At 67.5% G+C, this 19,076-nt stretch carries 21 protein-coding genes; 14 read left to right on the top strand and 7 right to left on the bottom strand.

Annotated features, from left to right (window positions below):
* From BP68_RS11740 to BP68_RS11765, 6 genes are all read left to right on the top strand, one after another.
* Positions 1-663, top strand: coding sequence for a class I SAM-dependent methyltransferase (locus BP68_RS11740; RefSeq protein WP_496371904.1), 663 nt, complete (start codon positions 1-3; stop codon positions 661-663).
* Positions 660-1,721 (top strand): glycosyltransferase family 2 protein, encoded by a 1,062-nt coding sequence (locus tag BP68_RS11745; protein ID WP_496371906.1) that lies wholly within the window; start codon positions 660-662, stop codon positions 1,719-1,721. The genes BP68_RS11740 and BP68_RS11745 overlap by 4 nt, the downstream gene beginning before the upstream one ends.
* Positions 1,722-1,825: 104 nt before the next feature.
* Complete coding sequence (locus BP68_RS11750) at positions 1,826-2,464, top strand: class I SAM-dependent methyltransferase (RefSeq protein ID WP_496371908.1); 639 nt, start codon at positions 1,826-1,828, stop codon at positions 2,462-2,464.
* A 4-nt stretch (positions 2,465-2,468) separates the two neighbouring features.
* Positions 2,469-3,629: a DegT/DnrJ/EryC1/StrS family aminotransferase gene (locus BP68_RS11755; protein ID WP_496371910.1), complete on the top strand. Its 1,161-nt coding sequence runs from the start codon at positions 2,469-2,471 to the stop codon at positions 3,627-3,629.
* Positions 3,626-4,237 (top strand): sugar transferase, encoded by a 612-nt coding sequence (locus BP68_RS11760; RefSeq protein WP_496371912.1) that lies wholly within the window; start codon positions 3,626-3,628, stop codon positions 4,235-4,237. Before BP68_RS11755 ends, BP68_RS11760 begins: the two co-directional genes overlap by 4 nt.
* A complete protein-coding gene (locus BP68_RS11765) occupies positions 4,234-6,069 on the top strand; it encodes a polysaccharide biosynthesis protein (protein WP_496371914.1) in 1,836 nt (611 codons plus the stop codon). The genes BP68_RS11760 and BP68_RS11765 overlap by 4 nt, the downstream gene beginning before the upstream one ends.
* Before the next feature lie 22 nt (positions 6,070-6,091).
* On the opposite strand, the gene BP68_RS11770 is transcribed toward BP68_RS11765, so the two are convergent.
* Positions 6,092-6,727 (bottom strand): LON peptidase substrate-binding domain-containing protein, encoded by a 636-nt coding sequence (locus BP68_RS11770; RefSeq protein WP_496371916.1) that lies wholly within the window; start codon positions 6,725-6,727, stop codon positions 6,092-6,094.
* Between the two features lie 93 nt (positions 6,728-6,820).
* On the opposite strand from BP68_RS11770, the gene BP68_RS11775 reads away from it, so the two are divergent.
* On the top strand, positions 6,821-7,369 hold the full coding sequence (locus BP68_RS11775) for a YggT family protein (RefSeq protein ID WP_496371918.1): 549 nt from the start codon (positions 6,821-6,823) through the stop codon (positions 7,367-7,369).
* A gap of 76 nt (positions 7,370-7,445) precedes the next feature.
* Here the strand turns inward: BP68_RS11775 and BP68_RS11780 are convergent, their stop codons facing one another.
* The gene (locus tag BP68_RS11780) at positions 7,446-8,426 is read right to left on the bottom strand and encodes an inositol monophosphatase family protein (RefSeq protein WP_496371920.1); all 981 of its coding nucleotides are present in this window, start codon (positions 8,424-8,426) and stop codon (positions 7,446-7,448) included.
* Positions 8,427-8,619: 193 nt separating this feature from the next.
* On the opposite strand from BP68_RS11780, the gene BP68_RS11785 reads away from it, so the two are divergent.
* The 4 genes from BP68_RS11785 (at position 8,620) to BP68_RS11800 (ending at position 11,524) form a co-directional block, all read left to right on the top strand.
* Entirely contained in the window at positions 8,620-9,417 is a 798-nt protein-coding gene (locus BP68_RS11785; protein WP_496371922.1) for an RNA methyltransferase, read from the top strand.
* 37 nt (positions 9,418-9,454) lie between these two features.
* Positions 9,455-10,246 (top strand): serine O-acetyltransferase, encoded by a 792-nt coding sequence (cysE, locus tag BP68_RS11790; protein WP_496371924.1) that lies wholly within the window; start codon positions 9,455-9,457, stop codon positions 10,244-10,246.
* A gap of 2 nt (positions 10,247-10,248) precedes the next feature.
* The gene (locus tag BP68_RS11795; RefSeq protein WP_496371926.1) at positions 10,249-10,794 is read left to right on the top strand and encodes an HAD family hydrolase; all 546 of its coding nucleotides are present in this window, start codon (positions 10,249-10,251) and stop codon (positions 10,792-10,794) included.
* 67 nt (positions 10,795-10,861) lie between these two features.
* On the top strand, positions 10,862-11,524 hold the full coding sequence (locus tag BP68_RS11800) for a nitroreductase (protein WP_496371928.1): 663 nt from the start codon (positions 10,862-10,864) through the stop codon (positions 11,522-11,524).
* A 47-nt stretch (positions 11,525-11,571) separates the two neighbouring features.
* Here the strand turns inward: BP68_RS11800 and BP68_RS11805 are convergent, their stop codons facing one another.
* From BP68_RS11805 to yjgA, 3 genes are all read right to left on the bottom strand, one after another.
* Positions 11,572-12,672: an NAD(P)-dependent alcohol dehydrogenase gene (locus tag BP68_RS11805; RefSeq protein WP_496371930.1), complete on the bottom strand. Its 1,101-nt coding sequence runs from the start codon at positions 12,670-12,672 to the stop codon at positions 11,572-11,574.
* Positions 12,673-12,776: 104 nt separating this feature from the next.
* A complete protein-coding gene (mog, locus tag BP68_RS11810; protein WP_496371932.1) occupies positions 12,777-13,382 on the bottom strand; it encodes a molybdopterin adenylyltransferase in 606 nt (201 codons plus the stop codon).
* Positions 13,375-14,031, bottom strand: coding sequence for a ribosome biogenesis factor YjgA (gene yjgA, locus BP68_RS11815; RefSeq protein WP_496371934.1), 657 nt, complete (start codon positions 14,029-14,031; stop codon positions 13,375-13,377). The genes mog and yjgA overlap by 8 nt, the downstream gene beginning before the upstream one ends.
* A gap of 94 nt (positions 14,032-14,125) precedes the next feature.
* On the opposite strand from yjgA, the gene pmbA reads away from it, so the two are divergent.
* Positions 14,126-15,535, top strand: coding sequence for a metalloprotease PmbA (pmbA, locus tag BP68_RS11820; protein WP_496371936.1), 1,410 nt, complete (start codon positions 14,126-14,128; stop codon positions 15,533-15,535).
* Between the two features lie 336 nt (positions 15,536-15,871).
* On the opposite strand, the gene BP68_RS11825 is transcribed toward pmbA, so the two are convergent.
* Entirely contained in the window at positions 15,872-16,363 is a 492-nt protein-coding gene (locus BP68_RS11825) for a DUF2938 domain-containing protein (protein ID WP_496371938.1), read from the bottom strand.
* A 79-nt stretch (positions 16,364-16,442) separates the two neighbouring features.
* On the opposite strand from BP68_RS11825, the gene BP68_RS11830 reads away from it, so the two are divergent.
* The gene (locus tag BP68_RS11830) at positions 16,443-16,871 is read left to right on the top strand and encodes a helix-turn-helix domain-containing protein (RefSeq protein WP_496371940.1); all 429 of its coding nucleotides are present in this window, start codon (positions 16,443-16,445) and stop codon (positions 16,869-16,871) included.
* A 322-nt stretch (positions 16,872-17,193) separates the two neighbouring features.
* On the opposite strand, the gene BP68_RS11835 is transcribed toward BP68_RS11830, so the two are convergent.
* Positions 17,194-17,751: a hypothetical protein gene (locus BP68_RS11835; RefSeq protein WP_496371942.1), complete on the bottom strand. Its 558-nt coding sequence runs from the start codon at positions 17,749-17,751 to the stop codon at positions 17,194-17,196.
* Positions 17,752-18,142: 391 nt separating this feature from the next.
* On the opposite strand from BP68_RS11835, the gene BP68_RS11840 reads away from it, so the two are divergent.
* Positions 18,143-19,045 (top strand): EamA family transporter, encoded by a 903-nt coding sequence (locus BP68_RS11840; RefSeq protein ID WP_496371944.1) that lies wholly within the window; start codon positions 18,143-18,145, stop codon positions 19,043-19,045.
* Positions 19,046-19,076: the final 31 nt, after the last annotated feature.

The following is a 19,076-nucleotide window of genomic DNA, read 5'->3' on the forward strand; positions in this document are numbered from 1 at the left end:
ATGAACAGGCACGGCAAGGTTGGGGCGCAGCGCGAGGCGGCGCTGGAGCGCTCGTATTACACGGGCGACAGCAATTTCACGCCCGAGCATCTGCACTCCATGTCGTTCCAGATTCTGCAGTTGCGCAGTTTCCGACCGCGCCGGGTGCTGGAAATCGGCATCGGCAATGGCTTCGTGTCCACCTTCCTGCGGCAGGCGGGGGTCGAGGTGGTGACGGCGGACATCAATCCCGCCTTGGGGGCAGACATCTGCGCCCCGTTGGCCGACCTGCCGCTGCATCTGGCGGGAGAGCGGTTCGACGTGGTGGCGTGCTGCGAGGTGCTGGAACATATTCCTTTCGAGCAGTTCGGCGCGCATCTGGATGTGCTGCGCAGCCTGGCGCCCAATGCCTTCATTTCCTTGCCGGGGCATTTCCCGTGGCTGGGCCTGAGCGGGCGGCTGGGCGTGCACAACCGCTTCGTGGATGTCTGCCTGGGGCTGCGCATACCGTGCCGGCGGCGGTTGACGGACGGGCACTACTGGGAGATCGGATCGCAATGGCAGACGCGCAGGTCTGCACTGGTGGCCCAGATGCGCCAGCGGTACGCAGCGGTGGAAAGCGGTGTCTTTCCCATGCACCGCTACCACTACTTCTTTCGCTGTGCGGGTGAACGGGCGCCATGACCCTCGAGACAACGCCCTGGGCATGGCCTGGGCTGGAGCCTGGCGAGCCAGATCTGCTGTCGGTGATCGCCCCCTGCCGCAACGAGAGTGAACACATTCTTGCGTTCTGCCGCAATGTCGCGCAGCAGGAGCTGCCACCGGGCTGGCGCATGGAGGTCCTGGTGGCGGACGGCAACAGTGACGACGGCACGCGTGAAGCGCTGGCGCAGTGGTGCACCCAGGACCGGCGCTTTCATTGCGTGGACAACCCGGGGCGCATCGTTTCCATGGGGCTGAACCGGTGCATTGCCCGATCCAGAGGCGCCGTGATCGCACGCCTGGATGTTCACAGCCGGTACGCGCAGGACTATCTGCGGCAATGCATCGAGACCCTGCAGTCCAGCGGCGCCGACAACGTGGGCGGCGCATGGCACGCGCAGGGCGCAGGCACCATGCAGTGCGCGGTGGCTGCAGCCTTCCAGTCGCCCTGGGTGGCCGGCGGTGCACGCTCGCGTGATCTGCAGTATGCAGGGGAGGTGGACACCGTGTACCTGGGCTGCTGGCCGCGCGCTACCTTTGCCAAGGTGGGCGGCTTCGACGAGCAACTGGTACGCAACCAGGACGACGAGCACAACCTGCGCATCCGCCGCGCCGGCGGGCGCATCTGGCAGAGCCCGGACATCCGCTCCACCTACTTCCCGCGCGCGCAACTGGGGCAGGTGTTTCTCCAATATGCGCAGTACGGTTACTGGAAACCCTTCGTCATGCGCAAGCACGGGCAGGCGGCAGCGTTGCGGCATCTGGTGCCCGCGGTGTTCGTGGCCGCGATGGCGGTCGGTGCCGGGCTCGCAGCGGTGGCCAGCGTTGTGCCGCTGGCAGTCCTGCTGCTGGCCTATGCGCTGTTGTTGATCCTGGCGCTGCGGGGCATGCGCGGCGAACTGCTGCCAGGCATGGCGGTGCGCGTGGTGGCGGTCATCGCGGCCTACCACATCGGCTATGGCTGGGGTTCGCTGCGCGGGTGGTGGGACCTGCTGTGGCGCCGCGCGCCGCAGCACCGCTGGGGAGCCTTGACGCGATGAGGCACCCATCACCACAACCCGGGCCATGGGGGGCGGAGTCCGAGCGTGTGCGCGGGCGCTATGCCAGGCGGGATGGCGGCGCCGATGCGCGTCGGTATGGACTCATGGACCCCTATGCGCTGGCCGCCTGGCAGGAGCGCCAGCGTGTGTCGCTGCGCATGCTGGCCGCATCGGGGCTGGGAGCGCTGGCCGACCTGCAGGTGCTTGAGGTGGGCTGCGGCTTCGGCGGCAACCTGCAGGACCTGATCCGCGCCGGCGCCAGCCCGCAGCGGCTTCAGGGCATCGAGTTGCAGGAGGAGCGTGCGGCCGTGGCGCGCACCGTGCTGCCCGGCGCGTGTCGGGTCTGGTGCGCTGATGCGCTGGCACCGGCCATGCGGGCGCAGGTGCCGGATGCAAGCCAGGACCTGGTGCTGCTCTTCACCGTGTTTTCGTCGATTCTGTCGGACGCGGTGCAGCAGGCCTTGGCCGAGCGTGTGTGGCACTGGCTGCGGCCGGGCGGTGCGGTGCTGTGGCACGATTTCGTGGTGAACAATCCGCGCAACGCCGACGTGCGCGGTGTGCCGGTAAGCCGGGTGCGGGCGCTGTTTCCCGAAGGACGCATGCAGATGCGCCGCGTGACGCTGGCTCCGCCCCTGGGGCGCGCCGTCTGCCGTGTCCAGCCCGCGCTCTATCCCTGGGTCAATGGCATTCCGTGGCTGCGGACCCATGTCCTGTGTCTCATTCATAAAGAAGGGCGCGACTGAGCTCATGTCATCCGCATCGTCATTCTTACCGTTCGCACTTCCCGATATCGGCGAGGAAGAAGAGGCCGAGGTGCTGGACACGCTGCGCTCGGGTTGGCTGACCACGGGCCCGAAGACGCGCAAGTTCGAGGCCGCCTTTGCGGAGTTCCTGGGGGATGTTTCCCTGGAGACGGTTGCGGTGAATTCCGCCACCGCGGGGCTGCACCTGGCCCTGGAGGCCCTGGGCATCGGCCCGGGCGACGAGGTCATCACCACCACGCACACGTTCACGGCGACGGCCGAGGTCATTCGCTACCTGGGCGCCGATCCGGTGCTGGTGGACATCGAACCTGATTCGCTGTGCATCGATCCGAAGCAGGTGGAGCAGTGCATCACACCGCGCACGCGCGCCATCATCGCCGTGCACTTTGGGGGGCGCAGCGCCAACATGGCGGCCCTGCTGGCGCTCGCGCGCGAACACGGGCTGAAGGTGGTGGAGGACGCAGCCCATGCCCTGCCGGCCACGCATGGCGGGCGCATGGTCGGCACGCTGGGCAGCGATGCCACGGTGTTCAGCTTCTACGCCAACAAGACCATGACCACGGGGGAGGGCGGCATGCTGGTGACGCGCAATGCCGCGTTGGCGCGCCGTGCCCGCACCATGCGCCTGCATGGCATGGACCGTGATGCCTTTGCGCGCTTCAACACCCCGGTGCCCGCATGGCGCTACGACGTGGTGGCGCCCGGCTTCAAATACAACATGACGGACATCGCGGCGGCCCTGGGCCTGGCGCAGCTGCGCAAGGTGCACCGCTTCCAGCAGCGCCGCGCGGCTATTGCCCGGTACTACCGTGAGGTGCTGGCCGGTCTGGACCTGGCGCTGCCGCCGCAGGCGGCCGAGGGCGATGTGCACGCCTGGCACCTGTTTCCCATCGAGGTGCTGGGCATGCCGCGCGATGCCTTCGTGGATGCCATGTTCGCCCAGGGCATTGGCATGAGCGTGCACTACATCCCTTTGCACCAGCATTCCTATTGGCGGGACTCCTGCGGCCTGGATGCGGCGCAGTTCCCCGTGAGCCAGGCGGTAGCAGAGCGCACGGCCTCGCTGCCCATCTACAGCCGCATGGACGATGACGCGGTGCTGCGCGTGGTGAGCGCCGTGCGGCAGGTGCTGGGGCGGGCATGACGCTCAAGCGGTGCGTGGATGTGGCCGGCGCCCTGCTGGGACTGCTGCTGGTGTGGCCGCTGGGGCTGGCGGTGGCCGTTGCGGTTCGCCTGGACTCGCCGGGGCCCGTGCTCTTTCGCCAGCAGCGCGTGGGGTGGCGGGGCCGGCTCTTTCGCATCCACAAGTTCCGCACAATGCGTGCCGATGGGTTGCCGGGGCCGCTGGTCACGGCGGGCTCGGACGCGCGCATCACCCGGGTGGGGCGTGTGCTGCGCCGCTACAAGCTGGACGAATTGCCGCAACTGATCGACGTGCTTCGCGGAGAGATGAGCCTGGTGGGGCCGCGCCCGGAGGTGCCGCGCTACATGGCCCTGTATGCGGACGGTGTGCGCCACAGGATTCTCTCGGTGCGGCCGGGCATTACCGACCCGGCGACGATCCTGTTCCGTGACGAGGAAAGCCTGCTCGCCGCGGCGCCGGACGCCGAGCGTGCCTATATCGAGACCATCATGCCCATCAAGCAGCGCCACTACCTCGACTACGTGGCGCACCACAGCGTGTCTGGCGACCTGGTCATTCTGCTGCGCACCGTGGGGGCGGTGCTGTCCACGCGCAGGGGAAAGGCATGAGCATGTGGGGAGGTATGCGCTGGAGCCGCGCCGTGCTGCTGTTCGCCCTGGCCGACGTGTCCATGGTGGCACTGGCCTGGTGGGCGGCCTTCTGGCTGCGGTTCAACTTCGAGATGCCGCATGAATACCTGAGCATGGCGCTGGACACCATGCCCTGGGCCGTGGTCTGCATGGTCCTGGGGCTGGCCGCCGCGCAGGTGCAGCGGCAGTCGTGGCGATACGTGGGCCTGGCGGATCTGCGCCAGCTTGCGGGGGGCGTGCTGCTGGGCGCGCTGGGCACCACGGCGTGCATCATGGTGCTGCGCTATCCCGGTTTCGCGCGATCGGTGTTCCCCTTGTTCGGGGTGCTGGCGCTGGTGCTGCTGGCCGGCGCGCGGGCCGCGTGGCGCACGCGGGCCGAGCGGCGTATGCAGCAGGGCCGGCAGGGGCAGACGCCGTTGCTGGTCGTTGGCACACTGGAAGAGGCGGACCAGGCCCTGCGCACGATCAAGGGGGCACCGGGCTGGCATGTGGTCGGCATTGTGTCGCCGCGCGACGAGGACACAGGCCGCAGCCTGCAGAACGTCAGCGTGGTGGGCGGCACGGGCCGGCTCGACAGCCTGGCGCGCGATCTGCAGACGCGGTCGGTTCTCGTGGCCAGCCCGCCGGGTTCGGCCCTGCGGCGCGACGTGCTGCTGCGCTGGTCGGGCGCCGGATTGAATCTGCTGTCCATGCCATTGGCCGGCCACTGGCTGAACGCGCCGGCCGCCGATCTGCGCAAGGTGGAGCTGGAAGACCTGCTGAGCCGCGCTCCCGTGGTGCTGGACGCGGGCGGGCTGGCGCATTGGCTGTCGGGGCAGACCGTGCTGGTGACCGGCGCCGGCGGCTCCATCGGGGCCGAGCTGTGCCGCCAGGTGGCACGCTTCGGCGTGGCGCGGCTGGTGTGCGTGGACGTATCGGAGGCGGCGGTGTACCCCCTGGAGCAGGAGCTGCGGGCGGCCCATCCGCAGATGCAGGGCTTTTACTACACCGCCAACGTGCGCGAGCGGGCGCGCATGGAGGCGATCGCCATGCGCCACCGGCCGGCAGTGGTCTTCCATGCGGCGGCCTACAAGCATGTACCGCTGATGGAAGAACTCAACGAGATCGAGGCCCTGCACACCAATGTGCTGGGCACGCTGCACATGGCGCGGCTGGCGGGGGAGTGCGGGGCCCGCAAGTTCGTGCTGGTCTCCACCGACAAGGCCGTGAATCCGACCAACGTCATGGGCGCCAGCAAGCGGCTGGCCGAGCGCGCCGTGCAGAGCGTGGCGGCCCAGTACCAGGGCGCGACGGACTATGTGGCCGTGCGCTTCGGCAACGTGCTGGGTTCCAGCGGGTCGGTGGTGCCCCTGTTTTCGGCGCAGATCGCGCGGGGCGGGCCGGTGACGGTCACCCACCCGGAGATCGTGCGCTATTTCATGACCATTCCCGAGGCCGCGCAACTCGTGGTGCAGGCGGGCTGGATGGGACGTTCGGGACAGATCTACGTGCTGGACATGGGCGATCCCGTGAAGATCGTCGAGTTGGCGCGCATGTTGATCCGCCTGTCGGGCAAGACCGAGTCGGAGGTGCCCATCGTGTTCACGGGCCTGCGGCCCGGCGAGAAACTCTACGAGGAATGGCTGGCGGACGATGAAACCACGCTGCCCACGCAGCACCCGCGGCTGCGCGTGGCTCGCCAGGGCGATCAGCTTCTGCTTGACCTGGCGCTGCTGGAGCAATGGGTGGATGGGTTGGGGCCGGCGCCACTGCCGCGCGCGCTGCGGGACGGCCTGCGGGAGCGGGTGCCCGAGTACCGGGCCGGGCCCTGACGGGGCCTGCGCTTGCGCGCTGCTACAGCGCGATCCCCGTGCGTTCCAGCACGTCGCCCACCAGCTCCAGGCGCACCAGCGGGTTGTCCAGCGTCATCAGGCGCTGCTTGAGTTCCAGCGGCACGGGCAGCAGCTCGCACCAGCGATTGGCCACCCAGCCGCAGTCCTGCAGCTGCGCGGGCGTGGGGGCGTGGTGGGGGCCTTGGCCGTGCTCGCGCTCCTGCAGCGAGGCCAGCACCTGCGCTAGCACGGCCGCCGTGCGCTGCAGGTCGTCCGGCACCGGCACATGCGGATCGACCGGCATCTGCTCCACGTCGGCGATCCAGAGTCCGTGCGGCAGATGGCTGTGGCGTGTGATGTGGAAGCGCTCCGTGCCGCGGCAGCGCAGGGTGATCAGCCCGGACTGCGGCGACTCCATCTGCTCGATGACGGCCAGGGTACCCATGTCGTGGAACTGTTCGTCGGGGGCACCGGCTCGGCGCACCTCCTGCCCCGCCGTGAGCGCCACCACGCCGAAGGGCGCGCCCGCATGCTGGCATTTGCGCACCATGTCCAGGTAACGCACCTCGAAGACGCGCAGTGCCAGCACGCCGCCTGGAAACAGCACGGTGTCGAGCGGGAACAGCGGGAGTGATGTCAGTGTCAGGGGATGGGGCATGGTGGTGTGCCAAGGCTGCGTCGCTATCATCCCACGTAGTGCCCGCGTCAGCCCTGTGCCGCGCCCGCGGCGGGCGTTCTTTTGCTGCTTCCCATGCTGTTCCAGATCATTTCCTTTCTTCTCGACGTTGCCGGCGGCCTGCTCACCGGCGCCTGCCTGCTGCGCCTGTACATGCAACTGCAGCGGGTGTCGTTCGCCAACCCCGTTGGGCGGCTGGTGTTCGCGCTGAGCGACTGGCTGGTGCTGCCGCTGCGCAAGGCCGTGCCGGCTGCGGGGCGCTGGGACCTGTCATGCCTGGCTGCCGCGCTGCTGCTGCAGCTGGCGCAATACCTGTTGCTGTGGCTGCTGTTGAGCGGCGCCATGGGGCTGGCCTGGCTGCCGTGGATGGCGCTCTTCGGCATGGCGCGGGTGGCCGTCTCGGGCCTGATGGGGCTGCTGATCGTCTATGCCGTGCTGTCCTGGGTGCAGACGCGCTCGCCCATCAGCGAGGTGATTGCCCGCCTGTGCGAGCCCCTGCTGCGCCCGGTGCGGCGCGTGCTGCCGCTGCTGGGCGGGGTGGATCTGTCGCCGCTGGTGGTGTTGGTGCTGCTGCAGGTGCTGATGATCGTGCTGGGGCACCTGCAGGCCGGCGTGATGCGGTGAGGCTGGATTATCAATAAAAATAGCTGCCAGCGCTTTTCTGTCAAGCGCTGGCAGCTATTGTTTTGGTAGTGAGTTTTTACGGAGCGGCGGCGGGCCGGGTCTGGCTGTCCTCGGCGGCGCTGTCGGGGGCCGTGATGGTGTCGTCTGCTTGCGGCTCCATGCCATCGGCGGCGGCGTTATCCGCGGCGCCGTCCAGCGCATCTTCCGTGGCGCCGGTGGCCTGGCGCACTGCGGCCTTGTCGCCGGCGCTGGCGAACTTGCTGTACTTGCCCAGCAGGCCCACAAGCTGGCCATAGATGCGCGGCGCGCCGGCCAGGCATTCGCGCTGCTCCATGTAGTCGGACTCGCCCGTGAAGTTGCCGACCAGGCCGCCGGCCTCGGTCACCAGCAGGCCGCCGGCGGCCACGTCCCAGATCGACAGGCCGGTCTCGAAGAAACCGTCGGTGAAGCCCGCGGCCACATAGGCCAAGTCCAGCGCGGCGGCGCCGGGGCGGCGCAGGCCGGCGGTGCGGGGCATCACGTCCGCCATCATGGCCAGGTAGCTCTTGAAGTTGTCGCCCGGGCGGAAGGGGAAGCCCGTGGAGACCAGGCATTCGCCCAGGCGCGTGCGCTTGCTCACGCGGATGCGGCGCTCGTTCAGGAAGGCGCCGCGCCCGCGCGTGGCGGTGAACAGGTCGTTGCGCGTGGGGTCGTAGACCACGGCCTGCTCCACCTTGCCGCGCACGGCCAGGGCGATGCTCACGCAATAGACGGGGAAGCCGTGGATGAAGTTGGTCGTGCCGTCCAGCGGGTCGATGATCCAGACATATTCGGAATGCTTGGAGCCGTGCTGCGTGCCCGATTCCTCGGCCAGGATGCCGTGGCCCGGGTAGGCGGTGAGCAGCGTCTCGATGACGGCCTGCTCGGCCGCGTGGTCCACTTCGGTCACGAAGTCGTTGATCTGCTTTTGCGAAATGCGCACCGCCTCCACGTCGAGGGCCGCGCGGTTGATGATGGCGCCGGCGGCGCGTGCGGCCTTGATGGCCACGTTGAGCATGGGGTGCAGATTGGACGACATGGATTGTGGGTAAGGAGCGGGCGGCGCGTGGCCGGGACAGCGCGGCCGGCGATGCGGGCGCAAAGCGTGCATTTTAACTGCGGGGGTTGCGGAGTGCACGCCCGGGGTCGCAGGCACCGGCCGGCGCGGGGGCAGGCTTGCGGCGACAATGGCGGGTTTTTCCGCCTGTGCGGCCCCTGAGCGCCATCGCCCCATGAAAACCCGCTTCATCCTCATCCACACCAGCCATGCCGGCAACGTGGGCGCCGTCGCGCGCGCCATGAAGACCATGGGCTTCGACGACCTGGTGCTGGTGGCCCCGCGCTGGGCCAACGTGCTGCGGCGCGAGGAAACCATCCAGCGCGCGAGCGGCGCGCTCGACGTGCTGGAGCGCGCCCGCATCGTGGCCACGCTGGACGAGGCGCTGGAGGGCATGAGCCACCTGTGCGCCACGGCCATGACGCCGCGCGACTTCGGCCCGCCCACGCGCACGCCGCGTGCGCATTTCGATTTGCTATTGAAAGGTGAGCTGTCAGCGCTTGATGGTAGGGCGTCTGAGCCTGATTTGGTGCCCAATGCGCAGCCGCCGCAGGAGAACAGGGAGGCTGGCGTGGCCTTCCTGTTCGGCTCCGAGCGCTTCGGCATGGCCAACGAGGATGTGTACCGCTGCCATGTGGCGCTCAGCATTCCCACGAATCCGCAGTTCGGCTCGCTCAACCTCGGCGCGGCCGTGCAGGTCGTCGCCTATGAGTGGCGGCAGGCGCTGGGCGGCTTTCCCGCGGCGGAGTCGGCGCCGCAGGGCGACCGCGCCGACGCGGCCCAGGTGGCGGGCATGCTGGCGCACTGGGAGCAGGCGCTCACCGCCATCGATTTCCTCGACCCCGCAGCGCCCAAGAAGCTCATGCCGCGCTTGAACCAGCTTTTCAACCGCGCGCAACTCACGCAGGAGGAAATCCACATTCTGCGCGGTGTCGCCAAGTCCATGATCCAGGCCGCGCAGTCAAAACGCTAGACTGCAAGGCTCCTTTCAGCTCTCTTCCGTCTGCTTCATGCTTGCCCGCCTGCGATCCGACATCCAGTGCATTCTTGACCGCGACCCGGCTGCGCGCAGCACCTGGGAAGTGGTCACCTGTTACCCGGGCCTGCACGCCATCTGGCTGCACCGGCCCGCGCACTGGTGCTGGACGCAGGGCTTCAAGTGGCTGGGGCGCTTCATCTCGCACTTCGCGCGCTGGTTCACGGGCATCGAGATCCATCCGGGCGCAAAGATCGGCGAGCGCGTGTTCTTCGACCACGCCATGGGCGTGGTCGTGGGCGAGACGGCCGAGATCGGCGACGGCTGCACCATCTACCAGGGCGTGACGCTGGGCGGCACGTCGCTCTACAAGGGCGCCAAGCGCCATCCCACGCTGGGCAAGAACGTGGTGGTGAGCGCGGGCGCCAAGGTGCTGGGCGGCTTCGAGGTGGGCGACGGGGCGAAGATCGGCTCCAACGCCGTGGTCATCAAGCCCGTGCCCGCGGGAGCCACGGCCGTGGGCATCCCGGCGCGCATCATTCCTTCTAAGGAAGGGCAGAGCGCCGATGTGACCGAGCCGCACAAGCCCGAGGAAGCCAAGTTCAGCGCCTATGGCGTGACGCAGCAGCAGGACGACCCGCTGACCCAGGCCATGCGCGGCCTGATCGACTCGGCGTCCACGCAGGAGCACCAGATCGCGCTGCTGTGGCAGGCCATAGAAAAGCTCTCGCAGGCCACGCCGCAGGGCGCCGGCTGCGTGCCCCAGGATGCCGTGCGCTGCGAGCAGTTCCAGGCTGCCAAGCTCAACGACATCATCGGCAAGTAGCCGTGCAGCCTGCACCGATCCAGCGGCGCTTCGATGCCCTGTGCTTCGACTGGGGCGGCACCCTGATGGCCGAGCGGGGCGGCCCCGACGAGCTGCCCATGGCGCAATGGCCACAGGTCTGGCGCATCGACGGCGCCCTGGAACTGCTGGCACGACTGCATGCCCAAGGCGAACGCCTGTGCATTGCCACCAATGCGTCCGTCTCGCAGCGAGCCGACGTGCAGCAGGCCCTGCAGCGTGCGGGGCTGCTGCGTTTCGTGAGCGACATTTTTTGCTACGCAGACATCGGTCACCGCAAGAGCGATCCCGCCTTCTGGCGGGTGGTGCAGCAGCGGCTGGGCCTGCCGGACCTGTCGCGGGTGGCCATGGTGGGCGATTCGCTGGACCAGGATGTGCTGGGACCGCTGCGCTGTGGTGTCGGTGCCGCCGTCTGGTTCAACGCGGGCGGGCGCCAGCTTCTGCCGGCCGGCCTGCCGCCGGTTGCCATGGCCCCATGCCTGGCGGCCGTGGCGGACCTGCTGTACGCGGCGGCGCCAGCGCCGCGATGACTGTGGAGGCGCCGCGCAGGGATGTCCGCGCGCAGGCCCCGACTGGGATGGATAAGGAGAGAGCCCCGTGGATGTGACCCAAGCCCTGAGCCAGCGCCGTTCAGTGCGCGCGTTTCTGCCCGATGCGCCCCCGGTGGCGCTGGTGCAGCAGTTGTTGGAGGAGGCGGCACAGGCCGCGTCGGGCGGCAACCTGCAGCCCTGGCGCGTGGTGGCGCTGGCCGGAGAGCCCCTTGAGCGCTTGCTGGCGGCCGTTGCCGGTGCGCAGGCCGAGGAGGAGGCGGGCAACCAGTCCTATCCGCCCGGCCTGTGGGAGCCCTACCGTACGCGCCGTTTCGCCAATGGCGAGGACCTGTACCGCACCCTGGGCATTGCCCGCGATGACAAGGCCGGGCGGCTGCGGCAACTGGCCAAGAACGCCGAGTTCTTTGGTGCGCCCGTGGGGGTGTTCGTGTGCGTGGACGAGCGCATGGGGCCGCCGCAATGGGTGGACCTGGGCATCTATCTGCAGTCCCTGATGCTGCTGGCCGTGCGGCATGGCCTGGCCACCTGCGCCCAGGGCTTCTGGCGCCGCTATGCCGGCACGCTGCAGCAGCAACTGAACCTGCCCGAGCCCTATCGGGTGGCCTTCGGCGTGGCACTGGGCTACGAAGACCCGGCCGCACCCATCAATGCACTGCGATCCACGCGGGCCCCCTGGGCCGAGTGGGGCGAGCTGCGCGGCCTGGCATGAGGCGCGGATGAGGCGCGGCGGGCCCTGCCGCGCCGGCGTGGCAGCGTTCAGTGGGGCTTGATGGCGACCTTCAGCACGCCGTCGCGCTGGTGGGAGAACAGGTCGTAGGCCTCCACGATGTCGTCCAGCTTGCGCTGGTGCGTGACCAGCACGCCCAGGTCCAGACGCTGGGCGGCTATCACGTTCATCAGGCGGCGCATGCGCTCCTTGCCGCCGGGGCACAGCGCGGTGCGGATGGTGTGGTCGCCCAGGCCGGCCGCAAACTGCGCCAGCGGGATTGACAGGTCTTCCGAATACACGCCCAGGCTGGACAGCGTGCCGCCGGGCTTGAGCACCTTCAGGGCCTGGGCGAACGTGGTCTGCGTGCCCAGCGCCTCGATGGAGCTGTCGGCACCCTTGCCGCCCGTGAGCTTCATCACCTCGTCCACGATGTCCACGTTGCGGAAGTTCAGCGTCACGTCGGCGCCCAACTTCTTGGCGATACCCAGGCGGTGGTCGTTGCCGTCCACGACGATGATGGTGGTCGCGCCCAGCAGGCGCGCGCCCGCCGTGGCGCACAGCCCGATGGGGCCCTGGGCCAGCACCACCACGGTGTCGCCGATCTTGATGTTGGCGTTTTCTGCGCCTCTGAAGCCGGTGGACATGATGTCCGGGCACATCAGCACCTGCTCGTCGGTCAGGCCGTCGGGGATGGGAGCCAGGTTGGCCTGGGCGTCGGGCACCAGCACGTATTCGGCCTGGGCGCCGTCGATCAGGTTGCCGAAGCGCCAGCCGGCCGTGGCCTTGTAGCCGTGGCAGCCGCACAGGCCGCGCGCCGCCAGGTAGCTGCCGTCCTGGCTGGGGAAGCCGTCCTGCGCGGCATAGCTGTTGAAGTTGGGGCAGATGGCGCCGGCGATCACGCGCTGGCCCTCCTGGTAGCCCTGTACGGCGCTGCCCAGCTTCTCGATCACGCCCACGGGTTCGTGCCCCACGGTCAGGCCCTTGGCCACCGGGTACTCGCCCTTGAGGATGTGCACGTCCGTGCCGCAGATGGTGGTGGTGGTGATGCGCACCAGGGCGTCGTTGGGCCCTACGTCGGGAATGGGTTTGTCGGCCAGCTCGATGCGGCCCTTTTCGACGAAGACGGCGGCTTTCATCATGGAGGTCATGGCGATGCTCCTTTCGCGTGGAAAGCGCCACATTACGCCGTGTGCGGGGCCGTGCGGCCACGTCCCTGTGGACTGGTCAGGTATCTGGCCGTGAGGGCCGGCCCTCAGCGGGTGCGAATGGCCGATTTGGGGCGGAATGCCTTGCAGACCTCGGGCCGCGTCTCGAGGTACGGCCCGCCGATCAGGTCGATGCAGTAGGGCACGGCCGCGAAGATGCCGGGCACAAGCTGCGCTCCGTCCGCGTCCTTGAGGCCTTCGAGCGTCTCGGCGATGGCCTTGGGCTGGCCCGGCAGGTTGATGATCAGGCTTTGTGCGCGGACCACGGCCACCTGGCGCGACAGAATGGCCGTGGGCACGAACCGCAGGCCGATCTGGCGCATCTGCTCGCCAAAGCCCGGCATTTCCTTGTCGGCCACGGCCAGCGTGGCCTCGGGCGTCACGTCGCGCAGCGCGGGGCCGGTGCCGCCGGTGGTCAGCACCAGGCTGCAGCCGGCATCCACCAACTCGATCAGCGTGGCGCTGATGCGGTCCTGCTCGTCAGGGATCAGGCGCGGCTCGAATTGCAGGGGGTTGTGCAGCGCGCGCTTGAGCCAGTCGTGCAGCGCGGGCAGGCCTTTGTCCTCATAGGCGCCCGAGCTGGCGCGGTCGCTCACGGACACGATGCCGATCTTCACGGCGTCGTAGAGGGGAGTGGTCTTGGCGTCAGGCATCGTCTTCGCGCTCCTCGTCGGCGGCCTGGGCACCGGCCTCGGCCATTTGTTCGCGCACGAGCTGGAACAGCTCGCGGTAGGCGCGTCCCTTGCGCGGGGCCAGGCCCTGCGAGACGGCGGCCTTGTCCTCGGGCGGCGCGTCCTTGCGCGCCTGGCGGATCAGGGCGCGGACCTGCTGCGTGTCGGTGCGCGGGAACTGCTCCAGCCACTGGGGCAGGGCGTCATCGTCGGCGATCAGGCGGTCGCGCCAGTGCTCGGCCTGGTGCAGCGCGAGCTTCTCCGCCGCCGAGCCGTTGTGCTGCTCGTCCAGGGCGGCCTGGATGGCCGCCACGGTGTCGTCCTCCAGCTTGCGCATGAGCTTGCCGACAAACTGCATCTGCCGGCGCTTGCCCTCGAAGTTGGTGATGCGCTTGGCCTCGGCCAGTGCCTCCTGCAGCTTCTCGGGAAGCGCCAGGCGCGCGAACAGGTCGCCGCGCAGCGTGAGCAGGTCGGCGCCCAGCTGCTGCAGCGCCTCCATCTCGCGCTTGAGGTCGGTCTTGGTGGAGCCGGTCGTGCCTTTGAGTTCGGCCTTCAGTTCCAGGTCGAGTTCGCTGCCTTCGGCAACGAAGTGACCCTTCACGTAGTAGCCTTTTTTGGGTTTGCGTGACATGGTGAGGCGAGGGGAAAAAGGGGCCCGCAGCCCGGTGGCTGCAATGGCGTACGCTGCGCGGTGGCGCAGGGCGGCAAGTATCATAGCCGCCGATATGAATACACCCCGCTCCAGCGCCACGGGCGCCGTCTCCTCCCAGCCCGACAGCGGCTTCAGCTACACCCGCGAGTTCTTTGAAGGCCTGGTGGATCACGCACTGGCGCATGCCAGGAAACTGGGCGCCACCGATGCCGGGGCCGATGCCTCGGAGGGCTGTGGCCTGTCGGTGAGCGTGCGCAAGGGCGAGCTGGAGACTGTGGAGCGCAACCGCGACAAGTCGCTGGGCGTGACGGTGTATGTGGGCCGCCGCCGCGGCAACGCCAGCACGTCGGACTTTTCCGCCGAAGCCGTCGAGCGCACGGTGCAGGCTGCCTATGACATCGCCCGCTTCACGGCCGAGGACCCGGTGGCCGGCTTGCCCGACGAGGCCGACATCGCCCCGGCGGACACGCACCGCGACCTGCAGCTCTTTCACCCCTGGGACGTGTCCAGCGAAGAGGCCGCACGCCTGGCGCTGGAGTGCGAGGCCGCCGCGCTCAAGACGCACCGGCGCATCACCAACAGCGAGGGCGCCGGCGTGTCGGCCCAGCAAAGCCATTTCTTCAGCGCCCACACGCGCGGCTTTCGCGGCGGCTACGCCAGTTCGCGCCACAGCATCTCGGTCGCTCCCATCGCCTCACTGCCCGGGCGCAATGCCGAGATGCAGCGCGACGCTTGGTATAGCTCCATGCGCGACGCGCGTGAGCTGGCCGCACCCGAAGCCGTGGGCCGCTATGCCGCGCAGCGCGCCCTGAGCCGCCTGGGCAGCCGCAAGATCCCGACCACCGAATGCCCGGTGCTGTTCGAGTCGCCCCTGGCCGCCGGCCTGCTGGGCGGCTTCGTGCAGGCCGTGAGTGGCGGCGCGCTGTACCGCAAGAGCAGCTTCCTTCTCGACTCGCTGGGCAAGCAGGTGTTTGCCAAGCACATCAACGTGAGCGAAGACCCGTTCGTCCTGGGCGGCAAAGGCAGCTCGCCGTTCGACGAAGAGGGCGTGCGCGTGGCGCCGCGCCAAGTGGTCAAGGGTGGCCGCGTGGAGGGCTACTTCCTCAGCACCTACTCGGCGCGCAAGCTCGGCATGAAGACCACGGGCAACGCCGGCGGTTCGCACAACCTGGTGCTGTCGTCGCGCCTGACCCAGGCGGGGGACGATCTGGACGCCATGCTCAGAAAACTGGGCACGGGCCTGTTCGTGATCGAGCTCATGGGCCAGGGCGTGAATTACGTGACGGGCGACTACTCGCGTGGCGCCAGCGGCTTCTGGGTGGAAAACGGCCAGATCGCCTACCCCGTGCACGAGATCACCATTGCCGGCAACCTCAAGGACATGTTCCGCGGCATCGAGGCCGTGGGTGCTGATGCCTATAACTACGGCGCCAAGACCGTGGGCTCTGTTCTCATCAACCGCATGAAGGTGGCGGGTAGTTGAGGCGGCATCCGCCGCTGCAGCCATATTCCAGCCGATTGGGTGCATCGGTGCATCCACTTCGGGGTGGCCGGACAGAGGCCCGACAGGGGCAATGACTGCGCTCGGTGTCGAGCGCACCTGGGTGGTTACGGCAATCCAGCAGAATTGCCAGGTGGGAACCGGAGGCATGAAGCACCTGGGCACTTATCGCAGGATATGAGGAGAGAGCCCATGCGTGGTTTGCCAGCTTTGGCACGCTGAGCACCCGCTTGGAGCGGCGTTTGGACTGACCGCCTGCGATGGTTCCGCTTGATCAGGATCCGATACTGGTAGGCGGAGTTTGGCCAGAAGCAGTCGTTAAAGCGAGATGAAGGCTTTTGCGCAGAGGTATAGGCCAACTCCAAAAACCAGATGCGTAGCCAGACCCGCTATGCGACTGCGCCATGGTCGAGGTGTTTTCGCACTTGCCAATCCTGCTCCAAGTGCTGGCTGCAATACGACCCACGGGAAAAATACTGTAGCTACACCAAAAATCAGTGCTGGAACCAATGTAGGCGCCTCGATCCAATGATGCCCTGCAACGAAGACAAACATCAGCGCGAAAACGATTCCAGTCAGATAGTGCAACGTCCAGCCAAGAAATTTCTCACTGCGCACAGTTTGGGCTTCTTGGATGCGCTGGTGGAACCAGATGCCGTTTCGCCAGTGAAGGCACCAACGCCCCAGCATGGCGTAGTTCAAGGTGGTTACTCCCATGCGACGAAGCACGGCAGACCACAGGTCCATCAGTAAAGTAGCACCGATACCGAGGCCAAAAATCAGCAGCCAAGTATTTGTAAGCTTAATCATTTCTTCGTATTGCTTCCGAGGATTACAGTGACGGGAATCACTGTAAAAGCTCAAGTGCACTTGAGCGCAAGGCCTGAATATGGACATCTCAGAAGTAGCAAAACGAACGGGGCTATCCGTACCGACACTCCGCTTCTATGAAGAGAAGGGACTGATCCATTCCATCGGAAGACATAGGCAGCGGCGACTGTTTGACGCCCAGGTTTTAGAGCATCTATCGGTCATTGCTCTTGGGCGGGCAGCTGGATTTTCGCTGAACGAAATTCGGTCTATGTTGCCTCCTGATGGAAAAATACAGGTGCACAGAGAAATGCTGCTTACCAAGGCCGATCAGGTGGATAGGTCCATTAAGCAATTAAAGGCCGTGCGTGAAGGCTTGCGACATGCGGCCAACTGTCCGGAAAAGAATCATCTCGATTGCCTAACGTTTCAACGGCTGATGCATGCAGCCCTGGCGGGGAGGATTCACCCACTCACAGTGGCAGTCAGAAAAGCTAGGTCAACTTGAATGCCTGCTTTGGGTGCTGACGATGGCGGCCGCCAAGCGCGCCCCCGCTGCGTGCCAGAAAGCAGTGGCTGGGTTCGGCGGCCGGGGCTGGCTGCTCACTGCTGCTGCCCGGTGTACTGTGGCCACGGGTCTGCTGCGACTTAGCTGGCGCTATGCCATTGACTGCTTTCCCGTCACCTGTACTGGCGGTTTCGGCCCAAAGCCGCCAAGCACTCTTGCCGTGGTGCAACGACGGCGCGTTGCGCGAAGTTGTCGCTGTACCGAGGAGCATTCCTCAAGCACTCGGGCACCCCGGACGAAATGGCGGCTGTCAGGCATGGCCTCACCGGGCACCCTGCCAGGCGTTGAAGCGGGCCTCCGCGTCGGCAAACATGACCTTGACCCGCTCGACCTCCCACGGCCCCTCGGCGAGAGTCTCGTGGTCCCACATGCTGCGAGGCTCGGGCGGCGCAAAGAAATCGCCGCCATAGACGTGGATCGCGCAGGTCATCTTGCCAATCGGGTTCAGCACGGAGTGAATCGCATCGCGCTCCAGCGTCGTGATGTCGCCGGCACCCAGAGATTTCGCACTGTGTGCCTCAAGGCCGCCCGCGGTGCGTCGCCAGAACACGTTGTCCTCGCGGCCCGTGTAGATGCCCACCACTGAAAACATATGGTGGTCGTGCGGCATGAGGCTCATGCACGGGGCCCACACGAAGTTGATGATGGTCAGGTTCGGCGCTCGGTACAGCGTGTTGATGCCCGCATGGGTTGGCTCGCCGAGCTCGGAGATAACGCGCGCGCCATCCGATACCGCCGCTGCGACGAGTTCACTGATCGCAACTTCGCCTTCGTCTACGCTCTGGATGCAGTCCGCAATGAAACGATCTTTGTCGAACATGATCGGCGCTCCTTGATGCTCGCCTCCTTTGTAGTCAGCCAGCCGGACGTCTGCAACCTGATGGTTCACTAGGCCCTGATGGTTGCATGGTGGAAGTTTTGAGGGGCTGCAACGGGTCGAACTCTGCTGGTCAAGCGCAAGCGGCACAGGTGGTCGGCCCACTAGGAATGTGCAGTGAGGATCTCGTTCGGCAGATGCCCCCTTGTGGCCGGCGACAGCCCTGGGGTCGGCCGCACCGCGCTGCATGCGGCGCGGTTCTGGGGCATGATCCGGCCCACTTTTGCGCCGCGGCGGTCTTGGCGGGCGGGCACAACACGGGGAGCTTCAGGGTGGTATTTGCAGGCGTAGGCGGCGCATGGCGCTGCGGCGGGCCCATGTGCGGGGCCTGGGCATGAGCGCATCGTTATCGCGGGCCGACTGGGCCAAGGCGCTGGTGGTGATCGTGGTCTGGGGGCTGAACTTCGTGGTCATGAAGTGGGGGCTGGCCACGCTGTCGCCGCTGATGCTGTGCGCGCTGCGCTTTTTGCTGGCCTCGCTGCCCTTTTTGCTGCTGGTGCGCCCGCCCCAGCATCTTTCCTGGGGGCTGCTGGCGGCCTATGGACTGGTGCAGGGGGTGGGGCAGTTCGGCCTGCTGTTCACGGGCATGCAGCTGGGCATGCCGGCGGGCATGGCGTCCGTCGTGCTGCAAACGCAGGCTTTCATCACCATGCTCATGGCCGCAGCGGTGCTGGGCGAGAAGCCCCAGCGCTGGCAGTGGATCGGGCTGTGCATCGCCATCGGCGGGCTGGCCTTCATCGGCGCGGCCCATGGCGACAGCCCGGCCGACATGACGCTGGCGGGCTTCATCCTCACCGTGGGCGCGGCGGCCATGTGGGCGGCCTCCAACCTGCTCACCCGCCTGGCGGCGCGGCAGGGGCCGTACGAACCCGTTTCCTTCATCGTGTGGACCAGCCTGTTCCCCATCGTGCCGCTGCTGCTGCTGTCGCTGTGGCTGGAGGGGGGCGACGCCATGGCGCGGCAGTTGCAGTCCATGGGCTGGCGCGAGCTGGGCGTGGTGGCCTATCTGGCCCTGCTGTCCACGCTGCTGGGCTACGGCCTGTGGACGCGCCTGCTGCAGCGCTATGCCGCCAGCACGGTGGCGCCGCTGTCGCTGCTGGTGCCGGTGGTGGGCCTGCTGTCGGCCATGCTGCTGCTGGACGAGCGGCCCACGGGCTGGCAGTGGCTGGGGACGCTGGGGGTGCTGCTGGGCATGGTGATCAACCAGTTCGGCGGCAAATGGGCACGGCGCGCCTAGGTTTTTGCTAAAAAGGCCTCTGGCGCTTGTG

Source organism: Diaphorobacter oryzae DSM 22780, from assembly GCF_059568935.1.